Origin of the sequence: Mycobacterium sp. 852002-40037_SCH5390672 (genome assembly GCF_001665875.1) — a bacterium.
Classification (GTDB): Bacteria; Actinomycetota; Actinomycetes; order Mycobacteriales; family Mycobacteriaceae; genus Mycobacterium.
The window spans coordinates 67,337-83,703 of record NZ_LZTA01000027.1; the positions used below are offsets into that span (position 1 = coordinate 67,337).

At 66.9% G+C, this 16,367-nt stretch carries 15 protein-coding genes and 1 tRNA gene; 15 read left to right on the plus strand and 1 reads right to left on the minus strand.

The genetic code is table 11. The annotated features are described in order from the left end of the window. Positions 1-13: 13 nt before the first annotated feature. From recN to xerD, 6 genes are all read left to right on the plus strand, one after another. Positions 14-1,774 carry a DNA repair protein RecN gene (gene recN, locus A5782_RS05050; RefSeq protein WP_067096009.1) on the plus strand — a complete coding sequence of 587 codons (1,761 nt, stop codon included), beginning with the start codon at positions 14-16 and terminating at the stop codon, positions 1,772-1,774. 113 nt (positions 1,775-1,887) lie between these two features. Further along, positions 1,888-3,069 (plus strand): putative cytokinetic ring protein SteA, encoded by a 1,182-nt coding sequence (gene steA / locus A5782_RS05055; protein ID WP_067096014.1) that lies wholly within the window; start codon positions 1,888-1,890, stop codon positions 3,067-3,069. Between the two features lie 35 nt (positions 3,070-3,104). Further along, positions 3,105-4,049 (plus strand): copper transporter, encoded by a 945-nt coding sequence (locus A5782_RS05060; RefSeq protein ID WP_067096017.1) that lies wholly within the window; start codon positions 3,105-3,107, stop codon positions 4,047-4,049. Positions 4,050-4,171: 122 nt separating this feature from the next. Next, positions 4,172-5,923: a CTP synthase gene (locus A5782_RS05065; protein ID WP_067096019.1), complete on the plus strand. Its 1,752-nt coding sequence runs from the start codon at positions 4,172-4,174 to the stop codon at positions 5,921-5,923. Next, positions 5,916-6,548, plus strand: coding sequence for an NUDIX hydrolase (locus A5782_RS05070; protein ID WP_067096023.1), 633 nt, complete (start codon positions 5,916-5,918; stop codon positions 6,546-6,548). Before A5782_RS05065 ends, A5782_RS05070 begins: the two co-directional genes overlap by 8 nt. After that, positions 6,545-7,486, plus strand: a complete 942-nt coding sequence (xerD, locus tag A5782_RS05075; protein WP_067096026.1) for a site-specific tyrosine recombinase XerD — start codon at positions 6,545-6,547, stop codon at positions 7,484-7,486. Before A5782_RS05070 ends, xerD begins: the two co-directional genes overlap by 4 nt. Positions 7,487-7,505: 19 nt before the next feature. On the opposite strand, the gene A5782_RS05080 is transcribed toward xerD, so the two are convergent. Continuing rightward, positions 7,506-8,258 carry an O-methyltransferase gene (locus tag A5782_RS05080; RefSeq protein WP_067096028.1) on the minus strand — a complete coding sequence of 251 codons (753 nt, stop codon included), beginning with the start codon at positions 8,256-8,258 and terminating at the stop codon, positions 7,506-7,508. A gap of 278 nt (positions 8,259-8,536) precedes the next feature. Between A5782_RS05080 and A5782_RS05085 the strand changes: the two genes are divergently transcribed. The 9 genes from A5782_RS05085 (at position 8,537) to A5782_RS05130 (ending at position 15,568) form a co-directional block, all read left to right on the plus strand. Next, the gene (locus A5782_RS05085; protein WP_067096031.1) at positions 8,537-9,400 is read left to right on the plus strand and encodes a ParA family protein; all 864 of its coding nucleotides are present in this window, start codon (positions 8,537-8,539) and stop codon (positions 9,398-9,400) included. Next, positions 9,397-10,215, plus strand: coding sequence for a segregation/condensation protein A (locus tag A5782_RS05090; RefSeq protein WP_067096034.1), 819 nt, complete (start codon positions 9,397-9,399; stop codon positions 10,213-10,215). Before A5782_RS05085 ends, A5782_RS05090 begins: the two co-directional genes overlap by 4 nt. Continuing rightward, on the plus strand, positions 10,212-10,970 hold the full coding sequence (gene scpB / locus A5782_RS05095; protein ID WP_067096037.1) for an SMC-Scp complex subunit ScpB: 759 nt from the start codon (positions 10,212-10,214) through the stop codon (positions 10,968-10,970). Before A5782_RS05090 ends, scpB begins: the two co-directional genes overlap by 4 nt. Further along, positions 10,970-11,713, plus strand: coding sequence for a pseudouridine synthase (locus A5782_RS05100; RefSeq protein ID WP_067096040.1), 744 nt, complete (start codon positions 10,970-10,972; stop codon positions 11,711-11,713). Before scpB ends, A5782_RS05100 begins: the two co-directional genes overlap by 1 nt. Positions 11,714-11,733: 20 nt before the next feature. Further along, positions 11,734-12,405 (plus strand): (d)CMP kinase, encoded by a 672-nt coding sequence (gene cmk, locus A5782_RS05105; RefSeq protein WP_067096092.1) that lies wholly within the window; start codon positions 11,734-11,736, stop codon positions 12,403-12,405. Beyond that, positions 12,402-13,802, plus strand: coding sequence for a ribosome biogenesis GTPase Der (gene der, locus A5782_RS05110; protein ID WP_067096043.1), 1,401 nt, complete (start codon positions 12,402-12,404; stop codon positions 13,800-13,802). The genes cmk and der overlap by 4 nt, the downstream gene beginning before the upstream one ends. Before the next feature lie 236 nt (positions 13,803-14,038). Then, positions 14,039-14,112: transfer RNA gene (locus A5782_RS05115), tRNA-Pro, on the plus strand. A 324-nt stretch (positions 14,113-14,436) separates the two neighbouring features. Then, a complete protein-coding gene (locus A5782_RS05125; RefSeq protein WP_067096047.1) occupies positions 14,437-14,766 on the plus strand; it encodes a DUF732 domain-containing protein in 330 nt (109 codons plus the stop codon). A gap of 205 nt (positions 14,767-14,971) precedes the next feature. After that, the gene (locus tag A5782_RS05130) at positions 14,972-15,568 is read left to right on the plus strand and encodes a hypothetical protein (protein WP_156623805.1); all 597 of its coding nucleotides are present in this window, start codon (positions 14,972-14,974) and stop codon (positions 15,566-15,568) included. Positions 15,569-16,367 lie beyond the last annotated feature (799 nt).

The following is a 16,367-nucleotide window of genomic DNA, read 5'->3' on the forward strand; positions in this document are numbered from 1 at the left end:
AGGTGCTGACTGAATGCTGACTGAAATCCGCATCGAGTCGCTCGGTGCCATCAGCGCCGCGGTCGGGGAGTTCGACCGCGGTCTGACCGTACTGACCGGCGAGACCGGCACCGGCAAGACCATGGTGGTGACCGGGTTGCACCTGCTCGGGGGTGCCCGCGCGGACGCGACCCGGGTACGGTCGGGGGCCGATCGTGCGGTCGTCGAAGGTCGTTTCACCACAACCGATCTCGATGAAGCCGTGGTCGTGAAGCTGGACGAGATGCTGGACGCGTCGGGCGCGGAACGCGACGAGGATGGCAGCGTGATCGCGCTGCGCTCGGTCAGCCGTGACGGGCCGTCGCGGGCCTATCTCGGCGGCCGCAGCGTGCCCGCCAAGTCGCTGGGCGACTTCACCGCCGGGCTGTTGACCCTGCACGGGCAGAATGACCAGCTGCGACTCATGCGGCCCGAGGAGCAATGCGGTGCGCTGGACCGGTTCGCGAAGGCCGGCCCCGCGCTGGAGCGCTACTGCAAAATGCGCGATGCCTGGCTGTCGGCGCGGCGCGACCTGCTCGACCGCCGCAACCGGATGCGCGAACTGGCGCTGGAGGCCGACCGGCTGAACTTCGCGCTCAACGAGATCGACGCCGTGGACCCACAACCCGGTGAGGACGATGCCCTGGTTGCCGAGATTCTGCGGCTCTCCGAACTGGACACCTTGCGCGAAGCCGCGGCCGGCGCCCGCGCAGCCCTGTCCTCGGATGAGGCGGACGGGTCGGGATTCAGCGCGACCGAAAGTCTCGGAAAGGCAAGGGCTGCACTAGAATCGACGGACGACGCGAAGCTGATGGCGTTGGCCGGCCAGCTCGGCGAGGTGCTGACCGTGGTGGTCGACGCGGCCGGTGAGCTCGGCGGCTTCCTCGAGGAGTTACCCGTCGATGCCAGCGCGCTGGAATCCAAACTGGCCCGGCAGGCCCAGCTGCGCACGCTCACGCGCAAGTACGCCGCGGACATCGACGGGGTACTCGCGTGGGCGCAGGAGTCGCGGCAGCGACTCGCTCAACTCGACGTCTCCGAGGAAGGTCTGACAGCGCTGGCGGCGCGGGTGGACGAGCTCGCGCGTGAATTGACCCAGGCCGCGGTCGATCTCAGCAACATCCGGCGCAAGGCCGCCAAGCGGCTGGCCAAGGAGGTCACCGCCGAGCTGTCCGGGCTGGCGATGGCCGATGCCCAGTTCAGCATCGACGTCTCTGTCGATACCGCGTCGGCCGCCGACGATGCGGCCGCACTTACCCTGCCGTCGGGCGAACTGGCCCGGGCGGGCGCCGACGGCGTCGACCAGGTCGAGTTCGGCTTCGCCGCGCACCGCGGGATGGACCAGCTGCCGCTGGCCAAGAGCGCCTCCGGTGGCGAGCTGTCGCGGGTGATGCTGGCGTTGGAAGTGGTGCTGGCCGCCTCGCGCAAAGAGACAGTGGGCACCACGATGGTGTTCGACGAGGTCGACGCCGGCGTGGGTGGCCGGGCGGCGGTGCAGATCGGGCGGCGGCTGGCGCGGTTGGCGCGCACCCACCAGGTCATCGTTGTCACGCATCTACCGCAGGTTGCGGCGTATGCCGACGTGCACCTGGTGGTGCACGGCGCCGGGCCCAAGGGAACCAGTGTGGTGCGGCGGGTCGCCGACGACGAGCGGGTGGCCGAGCTGGCGCGGATGCTGGCCGGCCTGGGCGAATCCGACAGCGGCCGCGCACACGCCCGTGAGTTGCTCGACGCGGCGCAGAAGGATGAGATCTAACCGTCGGGAACACGTAATACAGATGTGACTCGTGGGACTCTAGATAACTTATGAGGCTGGTGTTACGGCGCGCCTCCCGTCCTCGCCGAGGCTTCACGGACAGAATCGCCCCCATGAAGATGTCAGGCCTGCTCTCCCGTAACCCCGCCCGGCCGGGCCTCGTCGGCACCGCCCGGGTTGACCGGAACATCGACCGACTGCTGCGTAGGGTCTGCCCCGGCGACATCGTCGTGCTCGACATCCTGGACCTGGACCGCATCACGGCGGATGCGCTGGTGGAAGCCGACATCGCCGCGGTGGTCAACGCGTCCCCGTCCGTGTCGGGCCGCTACCCGAACATGGGCCCCGAGGTGCTGGTCAACAACGGGGTGACCCTGATCGACGAGGCCGGCCCCGACATCTTCAAGAAGGTCAAGGACGGCGCCAAGATCCGCCTGCACGAGGGCGGGGTGTACGCCGGTGACCGCAGGCTGGTCCGCGGGACCGAGCGCACCGACCACGACATCGCCGACCTGATGCGCGAGGCCAAGAGCGGTCTGTCCGCGCATCTGGAGGCGTTCGCCGGCAACACCATCGAGTTCATCAAGAGCGAGAGCCCGCTGCTGATCGACGGCATCGGTATCCCCGACGTCGACGTCGACCTGCGCCGCCGGCACGTGGTGATCGTCGCCGACGAACCCAGCGCCGCCGAGGATCTGCGATCCCTCAAGCCGTTCATCAAGGAGTACCAGCCGGCACTGATCGGTGTCGGCACAGGCGCGGACGTCCTGCGCAAGGCGGGCTACCGCCCCCAGGTCATCGTCGGTGATCCCGACCAGATCAGCACCGACGCGCTCAAGTGCGGTGCGCAGGTGGTGTTGCCCGCCGACGCCGACGGGCACGCGCCCGGGCTGGAACGTATCCAGGATCTCGGTGTCGGGGCGATGACGTTCCCGGCCGCGGGCGCGGCGATCGATCTGGCGCTGCTGCTGGCCGATCATCACGGCGCCGCGCTGCTGGTGACGGCCGGCCACACCGCGAACATCGAGACGTTCTTCGACCGCACCCGCGCGCACAGCAACCCTTCCACCTTCCTGACCCGGCTGCGGGTGGGGGAGAAGGTGGTGGACGCCAAGGCCGTGGCCACCCTGTACCGCAACCACATCTCGGCGGGCGCCATCGCGCTGCTGGCGCTGACCATGTTGATCGCCGTCATCGTCGCCCTGTGGGTGTCGCGCACCGACGGCGTGGTGCTGCATTGGGTCACCGACTACTGGAACCACTTCTGCGCGACGGTGCAGAAGTGGGTCACATAGTTCTTCTTGGAGTTCTTGTTGGGACGGTGCGTTAAATGATCTCGTTGCGTCAACATGCCCTGTCGCTGGCCGCTGTCTTCCTGGCATTGGCCGTGGGAGTCGTGCTGGGCTCCGGCTTCTTGTCGGACACCTTGCTGTCCAGCCTGCGTGACGAGAAGCGCGACCTCAACACCCAGATCAGCGGGCTCAACGACCAGAAGAATGTGCTGAACGAAAAGCTCAGCGCGGCAAACAATTTCGACACCCAACTGGTCGGCCGGATGGTGCACGACGCGCTGGGCGGCAAGTCGGTGGTGGTGTTCCGCACCCCGGATGCCACGGACGACGACGTGGCCGCGGTGTCGAAATTCATCGGTCAGGCCGGCGGGACGGTGACCGGGACGGTGTCGCTGACGAGTGAGTTCGTCGAGGCCAACTCGGCGGAGAAGCTGCAGACGGTGGTGAACTCGTCGGTGCTGCCCGCGGGTCAGCAGCTGAGCACCAAGCTCGTCGACCAGGGTTCGCAGGCGGGCGACCTGATGGGCATCGCCCTGCTGGCCAATGCCAACCCGGCGGTGCCGGCGGTCGACGATATCCAGCGCAACACCGTGCTGGCGGCGCTGCGCGACACCGGCTTCATCACCTATCAGGCAACCGATCACATGGGCGCGGCGAACGCCGCACTGGTCGTCACCGGCGGCTCGCTACCCCAGGACGCCGGCAACAAGGGCGTCAGCGTGGCCCGGTTCTCGGCCGCCCTGGCCCCGCACGGCTCGGGCACGCTGCTGGCCGGGCGTGACGGTTCGGCGACCGGAGGCGCCGCCGTGGCCGTGACCCGAGCCGATGCCGGGATGAATTCGGCCGTCAGCACGGTCGACAACGTCGACGCCGCACCCGGTCGCATCACCGCGGTCCTGGGCCTGCACGACCTGCTGGGCGGCGGTCACGCCGGGCAGTACGGCACCGGTCACGGGGCGACGTCAATCACGGTGCCCCAGTAGCGGGCGTGTTAGCCGCGGCACAGCGCGGTGGATGTTAGGGTGGATTTCCGTGGGTCGGCAGGCCCAGCTAGTTATTCGCTAGAACAATTTTCACGCCCTGCCCGTCTTCACGGAGGTCGCCTGTGCGAAAGCACCCGCAATCCGCCACCAAGCACCTCTTTGTCAGCGGGGGCGTCGCTTCCTCGTTGGGCAAGGGATTGACCGCCAGCAGCCTTGGTCAGCTACTGACGGCTCGCGGGTTGTACGTGACGATGCAAAAGCTCGATCCGTACCTCAACGTCGATCCGGGCACCATGAACCCGTTCCAGCACGGCGAGGTGTTCGTCACCGAGGACGGCGCCGAAACCGACCTCGACGTCGGCCACTACGAGCGGTTCCTGGACCGCGATCTGTCCGGCTCGGCGAATGTCACTACCGGACAGGTGTATTCGGCGGTCATCGCCAAGGAGCGGCGCGGCGAATACCTCGGCGACACCGTCCAGGTGATTCCGCACATCACCGACGAGATCAAAGGGCGCATCATGTCGATGGCCCAGCCCGACGCCCAGGGCAACCGTCCCGATGTGGTCATCACCGAGATCGGCGGCACGGTCGGCGACATCGAATCGCAGCCCTTCCTGGAGGCGGCGCGGCAGGTGCGTCACGACCTGGGCCGCGAGAACGTCTTCTTCCTGCACGTCTCCCTGGTGCCCTACCTGGCCCCGTCGGGAGAGCTCAAGACCAAACCCACCCAGCACTCGGTGGCCGCGCTGCGCAGCATCGGTATCACCCCCGACGCGCTGATTTTGCGCTGCGACCGAGTCGTTCCTGAAGCGCTGAAGAACAAGATCGCGCTGATGTGTGACGTCGACATCGACGGCGTCATCTCTACCCCGGACGCGCCGTCGATCTATGACATCCCCAAGGTGTTGCACCGCGAGGAGCTCGACGCCTATGTGGTGCGCCGGCTCAACCTGCCGTTCCGCGACGTCGACTGGACCGAATGGGACGACCTGCTGCGCAGGGTGCACGAGCCGCACGAAATCGTGCGAATCGCCTTGGTGGGCAAGTACGTTGAGCTATCAGACGCCTATCTGTCGGTCACCGAAGCGCTGCGGGCCGGCGGGTTCAAGCACCACGCCAAGGTGGAGCTGGTCTGGGTGCCTTCCGACGACTGCGAGAGCGCGGCCGGTGCCGCGTCGGCGCTGGGCGACGTGCACGGCGTGCTGATTCCCGGCGGGTTCGGCATCCGCGGTATTGAGGGCAAGATCGGCGCCATCCAGCACGCCCGCGTGCGGGGGCTGCCGGTACTGGGCCTGTGCCTCGGCCTGCAATGCATCGTGATCGAGGCGGCCCGCGCCGCCGGTCTGACCGAGGCCAATTCGGCGGAATTCGATCCCGAGACACCCGATCCCGTCATCTCCACGATGGCCGACCAGGTCGACATCGTTGCCGGCGAAGCCGACCTGGGCGGCACCATGCGACTGGGCGCCTACCCCGCCGTGCTGGAATCGGAATCGATTGTGGCCCAGGCATATGGCGCCACGGAGGTGTCCGAGCGCCACCGGCACCGCTATGAGGTCAACAACGCCTACCGCGACAAGATCGCGGAGAGCGGCCTGAAGTTCTCCGGGACATCTCCGGACGGCCATCTGGTGGAGTTCGTCGAATACCCGCCGGACGTGCACCCGTTCATCGTCGGCACCCAGGCTCATCCGGAGCTGAAGAGCCGGCCCACTCGGCCGCACCCGCTGTTCGTCGCATTCGTCGGCGCGGCCATCGACTACAAGGCGGGCGAGCTGCTGCCGGTGGAAATCCCGGAGCAGTCATCGAACGGGATCCAGCACCGGGACAGCGCTGCGCGGCCGATACCTGAGCCCGCCACCCGTGGCTGAGCACGTCTTCGAGACGGTGTCATCCGAAACGCTGTACACCGGAAAGATTTTCGCGCTGCGCAGCGACCGGGTGCGGATGCCGGGCGGCGAGGTCGTGACCCGGGAGATCGTCGAACATTTCGGTGCGGTCGCCGTGGTCGCCGTGGACGACGACGGCAGCATCCCGATGGTTTACCAGTACCGACACGCCTTCGGTCGGCGGCTGTGGGAGTTGCCCGCCGGACTGCTCGATATCGGCGGCGAGGCAGCGCATCTCACCGCGGCTCGCGAGCTGATGGAGGAGGCGGGACTGCAGGCGCAGGACTGGACGGTGCTCGTCGACCTGGACTCCACACCGGGCTTCAGCGACGAGTCGGTGCGGGTCTATCTGGCCACCGGCCTGACTCAGGTCGACCGGCCCGAGGCGCACGACGAAGAAGCCGACATGGCATTGGAGTGGTATCCGCTGGACGAGGCCGTCCGCATGGTGCTCAGCGGTGAAGTCGTCAATGCTATTGCCGTGGCAGGGATTTTGGCCGCCCACGCCGTGGCGACGGGGTTCGCGCAGCCCCGTCCGGTGGACAGTCCGTGGCAGGACAAGCCGACGGCGTTCGCCGCTCGAAAAGAGGGGCGGGCCGGCCGGTGACGACCGTGGCGCTGGACACGCAGTTGCAGGGCTACCTTGACCATCTCACGATCGAGCGCGGTGTCGCCGCCAACACCCTGAGCTCGTACGGCCGCGACCTGCGCCGCTACACCAAGCACTTGTCGGACCGCGGAATCCACGACCTGGCCAAGGTGGGCGAGAACGACGTGAGCGAGTTCCTGGTGGCGCTGCGCCGCGGGGATCCCGACACCGGGGCCGCCGCACTGTCCGCGGTGTCGGCGGCGCGAGCGCTGATCGCGGTGCGCGGCCTGCATCGGTTCGCCGCCGCGGAAGGCCTGGCCGAACTCGACGTGGCGCGCGCGGTACGCCCGCCGACCCCGGGTCGCCGGCTGCCCAAAAGCCTGACCATCGACCAGGTTCTGGCGCTCTTGGAGGCCGCCGGGGGTGAGAGCCCGGCCGACGGACCGCTGACGTTGCGCAACCGGGCGCTGCTGGAGCTCCTTTACTCCACCGGCGCACGGATTTCGGAAGCCGTCGGCCTCGACGTCGACGACGTCGACACGCACGCCCGCTCAGTGTTGTTGCGCGGCAAGGGCGGCAAGCAGCGACTGGTGCCGATCGGGCGGCCGGCCGTGGCCGCGCTGGACGCCTACCTGGTGCGGGGCCGCTCGGAGCTGGCCCGGCGCGGGCGCGGAACGCCGGGCATCTTCCTCAACGTGCGCGGCGGGCGGTTGTCACGGCAGAGCGCCTGGCAGGTCCTGCAGGACGCGGCCGAGCGCGCCGGGATCACCTCGGGGGTGTCGCCGCACATGTTGAGGCATTCGTTCGCCACCCACCTGCTGGAGGGCGGCGCCGACGTGCGGGTCGTGCAGGAACTGCTCGGACACGCCTCGGTGACGACGACGCAGATCTACACGATGGTCACGGTGCACGCGCTGCGCGAAGTGTGGGCCGAAGCCCATCCCCGGGCGCAGTAGCTTTTTCGCACCCGTCCGCTCAGCCCAGGTATTCGGATTCCAGCACCAGATCCGACACCAGTGACTGGTATTCCAGGTGCGCCTTGTGCTCGACGGTGTTGAACCGCGTGCCCTGTTGTCGGCGCATGTATTCGCGGTACTTCGGCGCGCCCGGCACCCGGACGTTGTCGGCGACAACGATGGAGCCCGGATGCAACCAGCCCCGGTCCAGGATGCTCTTCAGGTCGTCCAGGTACGCGTCCTTGTCGTGGTCGAGAAACACGAAATCGAGCGCGCCGGCGGCAAACCCGTGCTGGTTGGCCAGTGTGTCCAGGGTGCGGCCGCCGTCGCCGATGGTGCCGACCACGCACGTCACCCGGTCGGCTACGCCGGCGTGGGCCCAGATCTGACGGGCGTTGGCCGCGTTGGCCTCGGCGAGTTCCACCGAGAACACCTTGGCCTTGGGGGCGGCCCGGGCGATGCGCAGGGCGCCGTAGCCGCAGTAGGTGCCGAGTTCGAGCGCCAGCGCCGGATCGGCGCGCCGCACCGCGGCGTCGAGCAGCAGCCCTTTCTCGTCGCCGACGTTGATCAACAGTGATTTTTCGTAGGCGAACTTGTCGATGGTGGCCAGCACGTCGTCGATGTCGCCGGCCCGCGCGTTCTTCAGGACGTACTCGACGGCTGCCGCTTCGCGACCGTCGCCGATCTGGCCCGTGGTGGTGATGTTCTGAGCGCCGGCGGCCATGCGCCAGACCGACCAACGCAGTAGAGGTATCCGTCGCTTGAGGTCCATAGCCGCCACGATAGGCCGGTGCCGTGGCCCCCTGATCCGACGGCAGGGTTAGGCGGTCGGTCGCCCGGAAGCGATAGCGCCGGTGCCAGCACGTTTCGAGGACGCATTCGTCCCCGAAAATTGGTGCTGCTGTGACTGAAGTGAACAGGGCGTCGGGATGTGCGTTCTACCACCGATTTTGGCCCATATTGGCTGGTTAATTGCCTGCGGGTCGCCGAGTTTCGTGCGACGAACCCGTTAGACTTTCCGACGATGTTCACTTCCCGAACACCCCCGCCATGACTGAGCAGCCGGACAACGGCGTCGAGCTCGGTCTGACCGGGCGGCCGCCGCGGGCGATCCCGGAGCCACAGCCGCGCACCTCGCACGGCCCGGCCAAAGTCGTCGCCATGTGCAACCAGAAGGGCGGCGTCGGGAAAACCACGTCCACCATCAACCTGGGTGCCGCACTCGCCGAATACGGCCGGCGGGTGCTGCTGGTGGACATGGATCCGCAGGGCGCGCTGTCCGCGGGCCTGGGCGTCCCGCACTACGAGCTGGACAAGACCATCCACAACGTCCTGGTCGAGCCCCGGGTGTCGATGGACGACGTGCTGCTGCAAACCCGGGTCAAGCACATGGATCTGGTGCCCAGCAACATCGACCTGTCGGCCGCCGAGATCCAGCTGGTCAACGAGGTGGGACGCGAACAGACGCTGGGCCGCGCGCTGCACCCGGTGCTGGACCGCTACGACTACGTGCTGATCGACTGCCAGCCGTCGCTGGGGCTGCTCACCGTCAACGGTCTGGCCTGCTGCGACGGCGTGGTGATCCCCACCGAATGCGAGTACTTTTCGCTGCGCGGCCTGGCGCTGCTGACCGACACCGTCGACAAGGTGCGTGACCGGCTCAACCCGAAGCTGGAAATCAGCGGGATCCTGCTCACCCGCTACGACCCCCGCACGGTCAACTCGCGTGAGGTGATGGCCCGGGTGGTGGAGCGGTTCGGTGACCTCGTCTTCGACACGGTCATCACCCGGACCGTCCGATTCCCGGAGACCAGCGTCGCCGGCGAACCCATCACCACGTGGGCGCCGCGATCCACCGGCGCCATCGCCTATCGCGCGCTGGCACGCGAGTTCATCGACCGATTCGGCGCGTGAACGCGACCACAACCGGTGAGGCGCCACAGCAGAACGGCTTCCAGGTCCGCCTGACCAATTTCGAGGGCCCGTTCGACCTGCTGCTGCAGCTGATCTTCGCCCATCGTCTCGACGTGACCGAGGTGGCGCTGCACCAGGTCACCGACGACTTCATCGCCTACACCCGCGAAATCGGTCCGCGACTGGAGCTCGAGGAGACCACCGCGTTCCTGGTGGTCGCGGCGACCCTGCTGGATTTGAAGGCGGCCCGGCTGCTGCCGGCCGGACAGGTCGACGACGACGAAGACCTGGCGTTGCTGGAGGTGCGCGACCTGCTGTTCGCCCGGCTGCTGCAGTATCGCGCGTTCAAGCACGTCGCCGAGATGTTCGCCGAACTGGAGGCCACGGCGCTACGCAGCTATCCGCGCTCGGTGTCGCTGGAGGACCGGTTCACCGAGCTGCTGCCCGAGGTGATGATCGGCGTCGACGCCGAGCGCTTCGCCCAGATCGCCGCGATCGCGTTCAGCCCGCGACCCGTCCCGACGGTGTCGGTCGGGCACCTGCATGAGGTCCAGGTCTCGGTTCCCGAGCAGGCCAGGAAGTTGCTGTCCATCCTGCAAGCGCGGGGCAGCGGCGCGTGGGCGACGTTCTCCGAGCTGGTCGCCGATTGTGAGGCGTCGATGGAGGTGGTCGGGCGCTTCCTGGCGCTGCTCGAACTGTATCGGTCCCGGACGGTAGCATTCGACCAGTCAGAGCCGCTTGGCGTGCTCCAAATCTCGTGGACCGGGGAACGTCCGGTCGGTGAAACCTTGGTAGAAGTGCGGGACGAATCATGAGCAGCTCCGGTGAGGACGCGGACCGGCATCGCAACGGCGCCGACGCGCCGCCCGATGTCGAGCTCGGCACCGATCTGGACGCCGACCTCGATTTCGGCATCCCGGACATCGCCGAGGTCGCGCCCATGGAATCCGAGGAACTCGGCTCGGTGCTGGAGGCGCTGCTGCTGGTGGTGGACACCCCGGTCACCGCGGAGGCGCTGGCGTCGGCCACCCAGCAACCGGTGTACCGGATCACCACCAAGTTGCAGGAGATGGCCGAGCAGCTCACGGCCCGCGACAGCGGCATCGACCTGCGGAAAAACAGCGAGGGCTGGCGCATGTACACCCGCGCGCGGTTCGCGCCCTTTGTGGAGAAGCTGCTGCTGGACGGTGCGCGCTCCAAGCTCACCCGCGCCGCGCTGGAGACGCTGGCCGTCGTCGCCTACCGCCAGCCGGTGACCCGCGCGCGAGTGAGCGCGGTGCGCGGCGTCAACGTCGACGCCGTGATGCGCACGCTGCTGGCGCGCGGCCTGATCACCGAAGCCGGGGCCGACGAGGACACCGGCGCGGTGACGTTCTCCACCACCGAGCTGTTCTTGGAGCGCCTGGGGTTGACGTCGCTGGCGGACCTTCCGGACATCGCGCCGCTGCTTCCCGACGTCGACACGATCGAGGATCTCAGCGAATCCCTGGACAGCGAGCCACGTTTCATCAAACTGTCGGGCGGTCAATCGACCGGTCAGGCACTGACGTTCGACGTGGACCAGGATTGATGGAAGAAGCTCAGGGGATCCGGCTGCAGAAAGTGTTGTCGCAAGCCGGAATTGCGTCGCGGCGAGCCGCCGAGAAGTTGATCATCGACGGCCGCGTCGAGGTGGACGGGCAGGTGGTGACCGAACTGGGCACCCGCGTCGACCTGGACTCCTCGGTGATCCGCGTGGACGGGGCCCGGGTGGTCCTCGACGATTCGCAGGTGTACCTGGCCCTGAACAAGCCGCGAGGGGTGCACTCGACCATGTCTGACGACCGCGGGCGGCCGTGCATCGGCGACCTGGTCGAGCGCAAGGTCCGCGGCAACAAGAACCTGTTTCACGTCGGGCGGTTGGACGCCGACACCGAAGGGCTGATCCTGCTGACCAACGATGGCGAGCTCGCACACCGGTTGATGCATCCGTCCCACGAGGTCCCCAAGACGTATCTGGCCACGGTGACCGGATCGGTGCCGCGAGGGGTCGGCAAGAAGCTCCGTGCCGGGATCGAGTTGGATGACGGGGTGGCCAAAGTCGACGAGTTCGCCGTGGTGGACGCCATTCCGGGCAAGACGCTGGTGCGGTTGACGCTGCACGAGGGGCGCAATCGGATCGTGCGCCGGCTGCTCGCGGCCGCGGGATTTCCGGTGGAGTCGTTGGTGCGCACCGACATTGGGCCGGTCTCGCTGGGAAAGCAACGGCCGGGCACCTTCCGTGCGCTGGCGCATCACGAGGTCGGCCAACTGTATAAAGCGGTGGGTCTGTGAGCGGAGCGAGTGGTGACGTGGTGGTGGCCATCGACGGGCCCGCGGGAACCGGAAAGTCTTCGGTATCAAAGGGATTGGCGCAAGCGCTGGGGGCGCGGTACCTGGATACCGGCGGGATGTACCGGATGGTGACGCTGGCGGTGCTGCGCGCCGACATCGACCCGGCCGACGCCGACGCCGTCGCGCGCACGGCGGGGACGGTGCAGATGTCGGTGGATAATCACCCCGATGGCGACCGTTATTTCCTTTGCGGAGAAGATGTTTCGGCGGAGATCCGCGGCGACCGGGTCACCGGCTCGGTATCGGCGGTATCCTCGGTTCCCGCCGTGCGTACCCGGCTGGTCGGCCTGCAGCGCGAAATGGCCAAGGGCGTAGGCAGTGTGGTCGTCGAGGGCCGGGACATCGGCACGGTCGTCCTGCCCGAGGCTCCCGTGAAGATCTTCCTGACCGCATCGGCCGAGACCCGGGCGCGTCGGCGCAACGATCAGAACGTGGCGGCCGGGCTGCCCGACGACTACGAGGCGGTGCTCGCCGATGTTCGCCGCCGCGACCATTTGGATTCCACCCGGGTGGTGTCCCCGTTGCGGGCCGCCCCGGACGCGGTGGTCGTCGACACCAGTGAGATGACCGAGGCGCAGGTGATTTCCCACCTTCGGGACCTGGTCAAGCAGCGAAGCGGAGCGGTGCGGTGACCCAAGACGGCACGTGGAGCGACGAAAGCGACTGGGATTCCGTCGAATTCGGGCTCGAGGAAGAGGAGGAGGCCGGCCCGGCGCCCGTGGTGGCGGTGGTCGGCCGGCCCAACGTCGGCAAGTCGACGCTGGTCAACCGGATCCTGGGCCGTCGAGAAGCGGTGGTGCAGGACGTCCCGGGCGTCACCCGCGACCGAGTGTCCTACGACGCGCTGTGGACCGGTCGCCGGTTCATCGTGCAGGACACCGGGGGATGGGAACCCGACGCGAAGGGTTTGCAGCAGCTGGTGGCCGAACAAGCCTCGGTGGCCATGCGCACCGCTGACGCCGTGATCCTGGTGGTCGACGCCGTCGTCGGTGCCACCACGGCCGACGAGGCCGCCGCCCGGATCCTGCTGCGGTCGGGTAAGCCGGTCTTCTTGGCGGCCAACAAAGTTGACAGCGACAAGGCCGAAGCGGACGCCGCGATGCTGTGGTCGCTGGGGCTCGGCGAGCCGCATGCGGTCAGCGCGATACACGGGCGTGGAGTGGCGGATCTGCTCGACGCGGTGCTGGCCGCGCTGCCCGAGGTGTCCGAGGTGGGGCCCACGTCCGGTGGGCCGCGGCGCGTCGCGCTGGTCGGCAAGCCCAACGTGGGCAAGAGCTCGCTGCTGAACAAACTCGCCGGCGATCAGCGCTCGGTGGTGCACGACGTCGCCGGGACGACGGTCGACCCGGTGGACTCGCTGATCGAGTTGGGCGACAGGGTGTGGCGGTTCGTCGACACCGCGGGCCTGCGGCGCAAGGTCGGCCAGGCCAGCGGTCACGAGTTCTACGCCTCGGTGCGCACGCACTCGGCCATCGACGCGGCCGAGGTGGTGATCGTGCTGATCGATGGGTCGGATCCGCTCACCGAACAAGACCGGCGGGTGCTGTCGATGGTTATCGAAGCCGGCCGCGCCCTGGTGCTCGCCTTCAACAAGTGGGATCTGGTCGACGAGGACCGGCGCGAGCTGCTGGAGCGCGAGATCGACCGCGAGCTGGTGCAGTTGCGGTGGGCGCCGCGGGTCAACATCTCGGCCAAAACCGGGCGGGCGTTGCAGAAGCTGGTGCCCGCGATGGAGACCGCGCTGGCGTCGTGGGATGCGCGGATCGCGACCGGGCCGCTGAATTCGTGGCTGAAAGAGGTGGTGGCGGCCACCCCGCCCCCGGTGCGTGGGGGTAAGCAGCCGCGCATCCTGTTCGCCACCCAGGCCACCGCCCGGCCTCCGACGTTCGTCCTGTTCACCTCCGGTTTTCTGGAGGCCGGGTATCGGCGTTTCCTGGAGCGGCGGCTGCGCGAGACTTTTGGGTTCGAGGGGTCGCCGATCCGGATCAACGTGCGGATACGCGAAAAGCGGGGAGCCCGGCGGCGCTGACCGCGGTCGCGCTTAGCGCCGGCCGCGGGGGCGCTTCGAGCTCTGCCCGGTCATATGAGTGACTTTCAAACGCGCTAGCACCGGCGCTAGCGCGTTTGCGATTCACCTCATGGTCGGCGAGTGCCGGTGGCTTGAGTGATCGCAAGCACCATCGACGGAGCATGGGAGTCGCTTGGCGGGCCGGCCGACCGTTTACGGTAGGCTTTCGACCTGCTGCCGGTGCAAGCACCGGCGCGCGGGCTGTGGCGCAGTTTGGTAGCGCACTTGACTGGGGGTCAAGTGGTCGCAGGTTCAAATCCTGTCAGCCCGACCGTTTTGACCTGCAATAACGGGTCAAAATGGGCAGCACGTGCAATCCACGTGCGATCTGGCTAGCAAACTTTGAATTGGTCTCCGGGGTACTTACCCGACAGGAGACACCCATGAACCCATCCGCCTTCGACTCACTCCGCGAGTGCCGCCGTCACCTGACCTCAGCCCGCGAGTCGGCTCTCTCGGCTGAGAGCAACCTAGACGCCGGTGCCCGGCGCGCACGTGCCCACGAGCTAGGCGAGAAGCTGGCCGATTGCATCGCCTATACCGAGCGCTTAGCGTTCATTGTTGAAGGTGACCTGCACTCGACGGAGACCGGGAAATGAGCACGATGAAATCGCTTATGGCAGCAGCGATTACCGTTACTGCGCTGATATCCGGTTGCTCCAACAACGCACCATCAAGCAACAACGCCCCGCCAAGCCCTGACGCGCAGTTCATCAGCACTCTCAAATCCCATGGGCTGCACCCGCCAGCGGGCATGTCCGAGGATCAATGGGAGAAATTACAAATCGACAATGCGCACTCCATGTGCGACATGCTGGGTGTAGGGCCAATGATGCGAGGCCAGGCCCTGATCGATGAGTCGGTAGGTGACAGCAAGATCCGCAACGAAGCCATGGTCAGCATCTATTGCCCTGACAAGCGCTGACCCAACTAACCCGCCCGCCGTCCTGGTCACTCGCCAGGGCGGCACTTTTTCGGGTCTGATTCGACCGGAGAGCGATTTTCACCCGGTTACCGGTGTGGCAAGTGCCGACGAGCGGTGTTAGTGCTCCTGGTGACGCAGACACCGGACCGCGACACGCCGGTAAATCACACCAGGGCTGAGTTGTCCAGGCGGCAGACTGCCAACCGTGTCGATTGACTGGGGAAACGTGGCGACCGTGATGGTAGCGGTCGCGGCCATCATCGTCAGCAGTCGCTTCAATGTGCTGACACTGCGACGCAGCGCGGCCCAATTCGAGCAGCAGCGCCGTGACCAGATGACCGACAAGCTCAGGGTTGAACTCTCCGAATACACCGAAGGCCTTTACCAACGATGGGCGCTTTCGACTCTGACGGCACCGCTGGCAAAAGCTGGCCCCGACGAAGCTAGCTTCAAAGCAGCCAAAACCCTGTTCCTGCGCGCAGTCCCAGACGCACTAGAGGTGCGACAACACTTCAACAACCTCGGCATGCACGGTGTGGTCATCATGATGCTGACAACTGACGCCACCATAAACCGATTGATACTCAGGATCAATGACGAGATACTGGCCGAGAAAGACGATTGGTTCGCTCTTTCGCAAATATTCACAGACACAACCGATTCGGGAGTAAGGCTTGCCGACAACGCGAAAGCCTTTCAGGCCGAACGAGAGCGCCGCGAAAAGTCCGTTTATGACCTATCCGACGAACTCATGGCCTACTGCGTCGTTAACTTCGCCCAACCAAACGCAAGTGGCCACTAGCCGTCACGCTGAGCCACGATCAGGCTGGCATGGCACGCCTGGCCTTAGCCTCACCGGACAACCACGACGTGGCCAGCAATAGAACCACCACCGGCCTGGGACGTGTCCCCTGACCACCCTGGCCCGCGATCACGTCTTGGCACAGTTTGATGCCCAGACGTTCGCCAGCCGCTACCCGCCGTAGCACTTCATGGGCAGCGCGGTCAGTGTCTCGCTCGTAGGGACTCACCCGCCCATGCTCCCGAACGTTCCGGGCGCGGTGGCTATCTGACTGGCGTACTGGTGACTGTCCGCAAAATTAGAAACGGAGCGTACGATTTGCGGGTCCGTAGACGGATTTACATGCCACGTCTGGCTGTTGTCGATGTTGTTGACCACCGGCGCATTCGGTGACGACCTGGCCGCTTGGTTGCCGGGTCCGATTGGCCAGCCATGGGGTGAACCAGGCGCACCCAACCCGGTGGCGGTCGGCGGGGCGAAAGACGTGACGACCAATACAACATTGCCGAAGAACTGGGACGCGGACTGCTCGGCGGTATCGCGGATGAGCTGGGGCTGTCCAACGTTTTTGGCACCAAAGCACCGTGGGAATTCGGGGCCGCGAAGCTCGGATTAGGCGCGCTCAACTGGGGATTCGGGATGCTCAACTCCATGGGCGGCGGTGGTCAGTTCCCGATTGCCGGCGGTGCGCCTGGTGTTGCCGGGTTCAACCCGAGCCTGCAAATCGCCCCGCCGACCGCCACCGGGTTGGGTGCGCCTGGTTCACCCCATGGCTGGCCAATCGGACCCGGAGGCCACG

Excerpts from the sequence above, each read along its gene's own strand:
- recN (WP_067096009.1), top strand. The coding sequence starts at position 14 with ATGCTGACTGAAATCCGCATCGAGTCGCTCGGTGCCATCAGCGCCGCG.
- steA (WP_067096014.1), top strand. The coding sequence starts at position 1,888 with ATGAAGATGTCAGGCCTGCTCTCCCGTAACCCCGCCCGGCCGGGCCTC.
- A5782_RS05060 (WP_067096017.1), top strand. The coding sequence starts at position 3,105 with ATGATCTCGTTGCGTCAACATGCCCTGTCGCTGGCCGCTGTCTTCCTG.
- A5782_RS05080 (WP_067096028.1), bottom strand. The coding sequence starts at position 8,258 with ATGGACCTCAAGCGACGGATACCTCTACTGCGTTGGTCGGTCTGGCGC.
- A5782_RS05085 (WP_067096031.1), top strand. The coding sequence starts at position 8,537 with ATGACTGAGCAGCCGGACAACGGCGTCGAGCTCGGTCTGACCGGGCGG.
- scpB (WP_067096037.1), top strand. The coding sequence starts at position 10,212 with ATGAGCAGCTCCGGTGAGGACGCGGACCGGCATCGCAACGGCGCCGAC.
- A5782_RS05100 (WP_067096040.1), top strand. The coding sequence starts at position 10,970 with ATGGAAGAAGCTCAGGGGATCCGGCTGCAGAAAGTGTTGTCGCAAGCC.
- A5782_RS05125 (WP_067096047.1), top strand. The coding sequence starts at position 14,437 with ATGAGCACGATGAAATCGCTTATGGCAGCAGCGATTACCGTTACTGCG.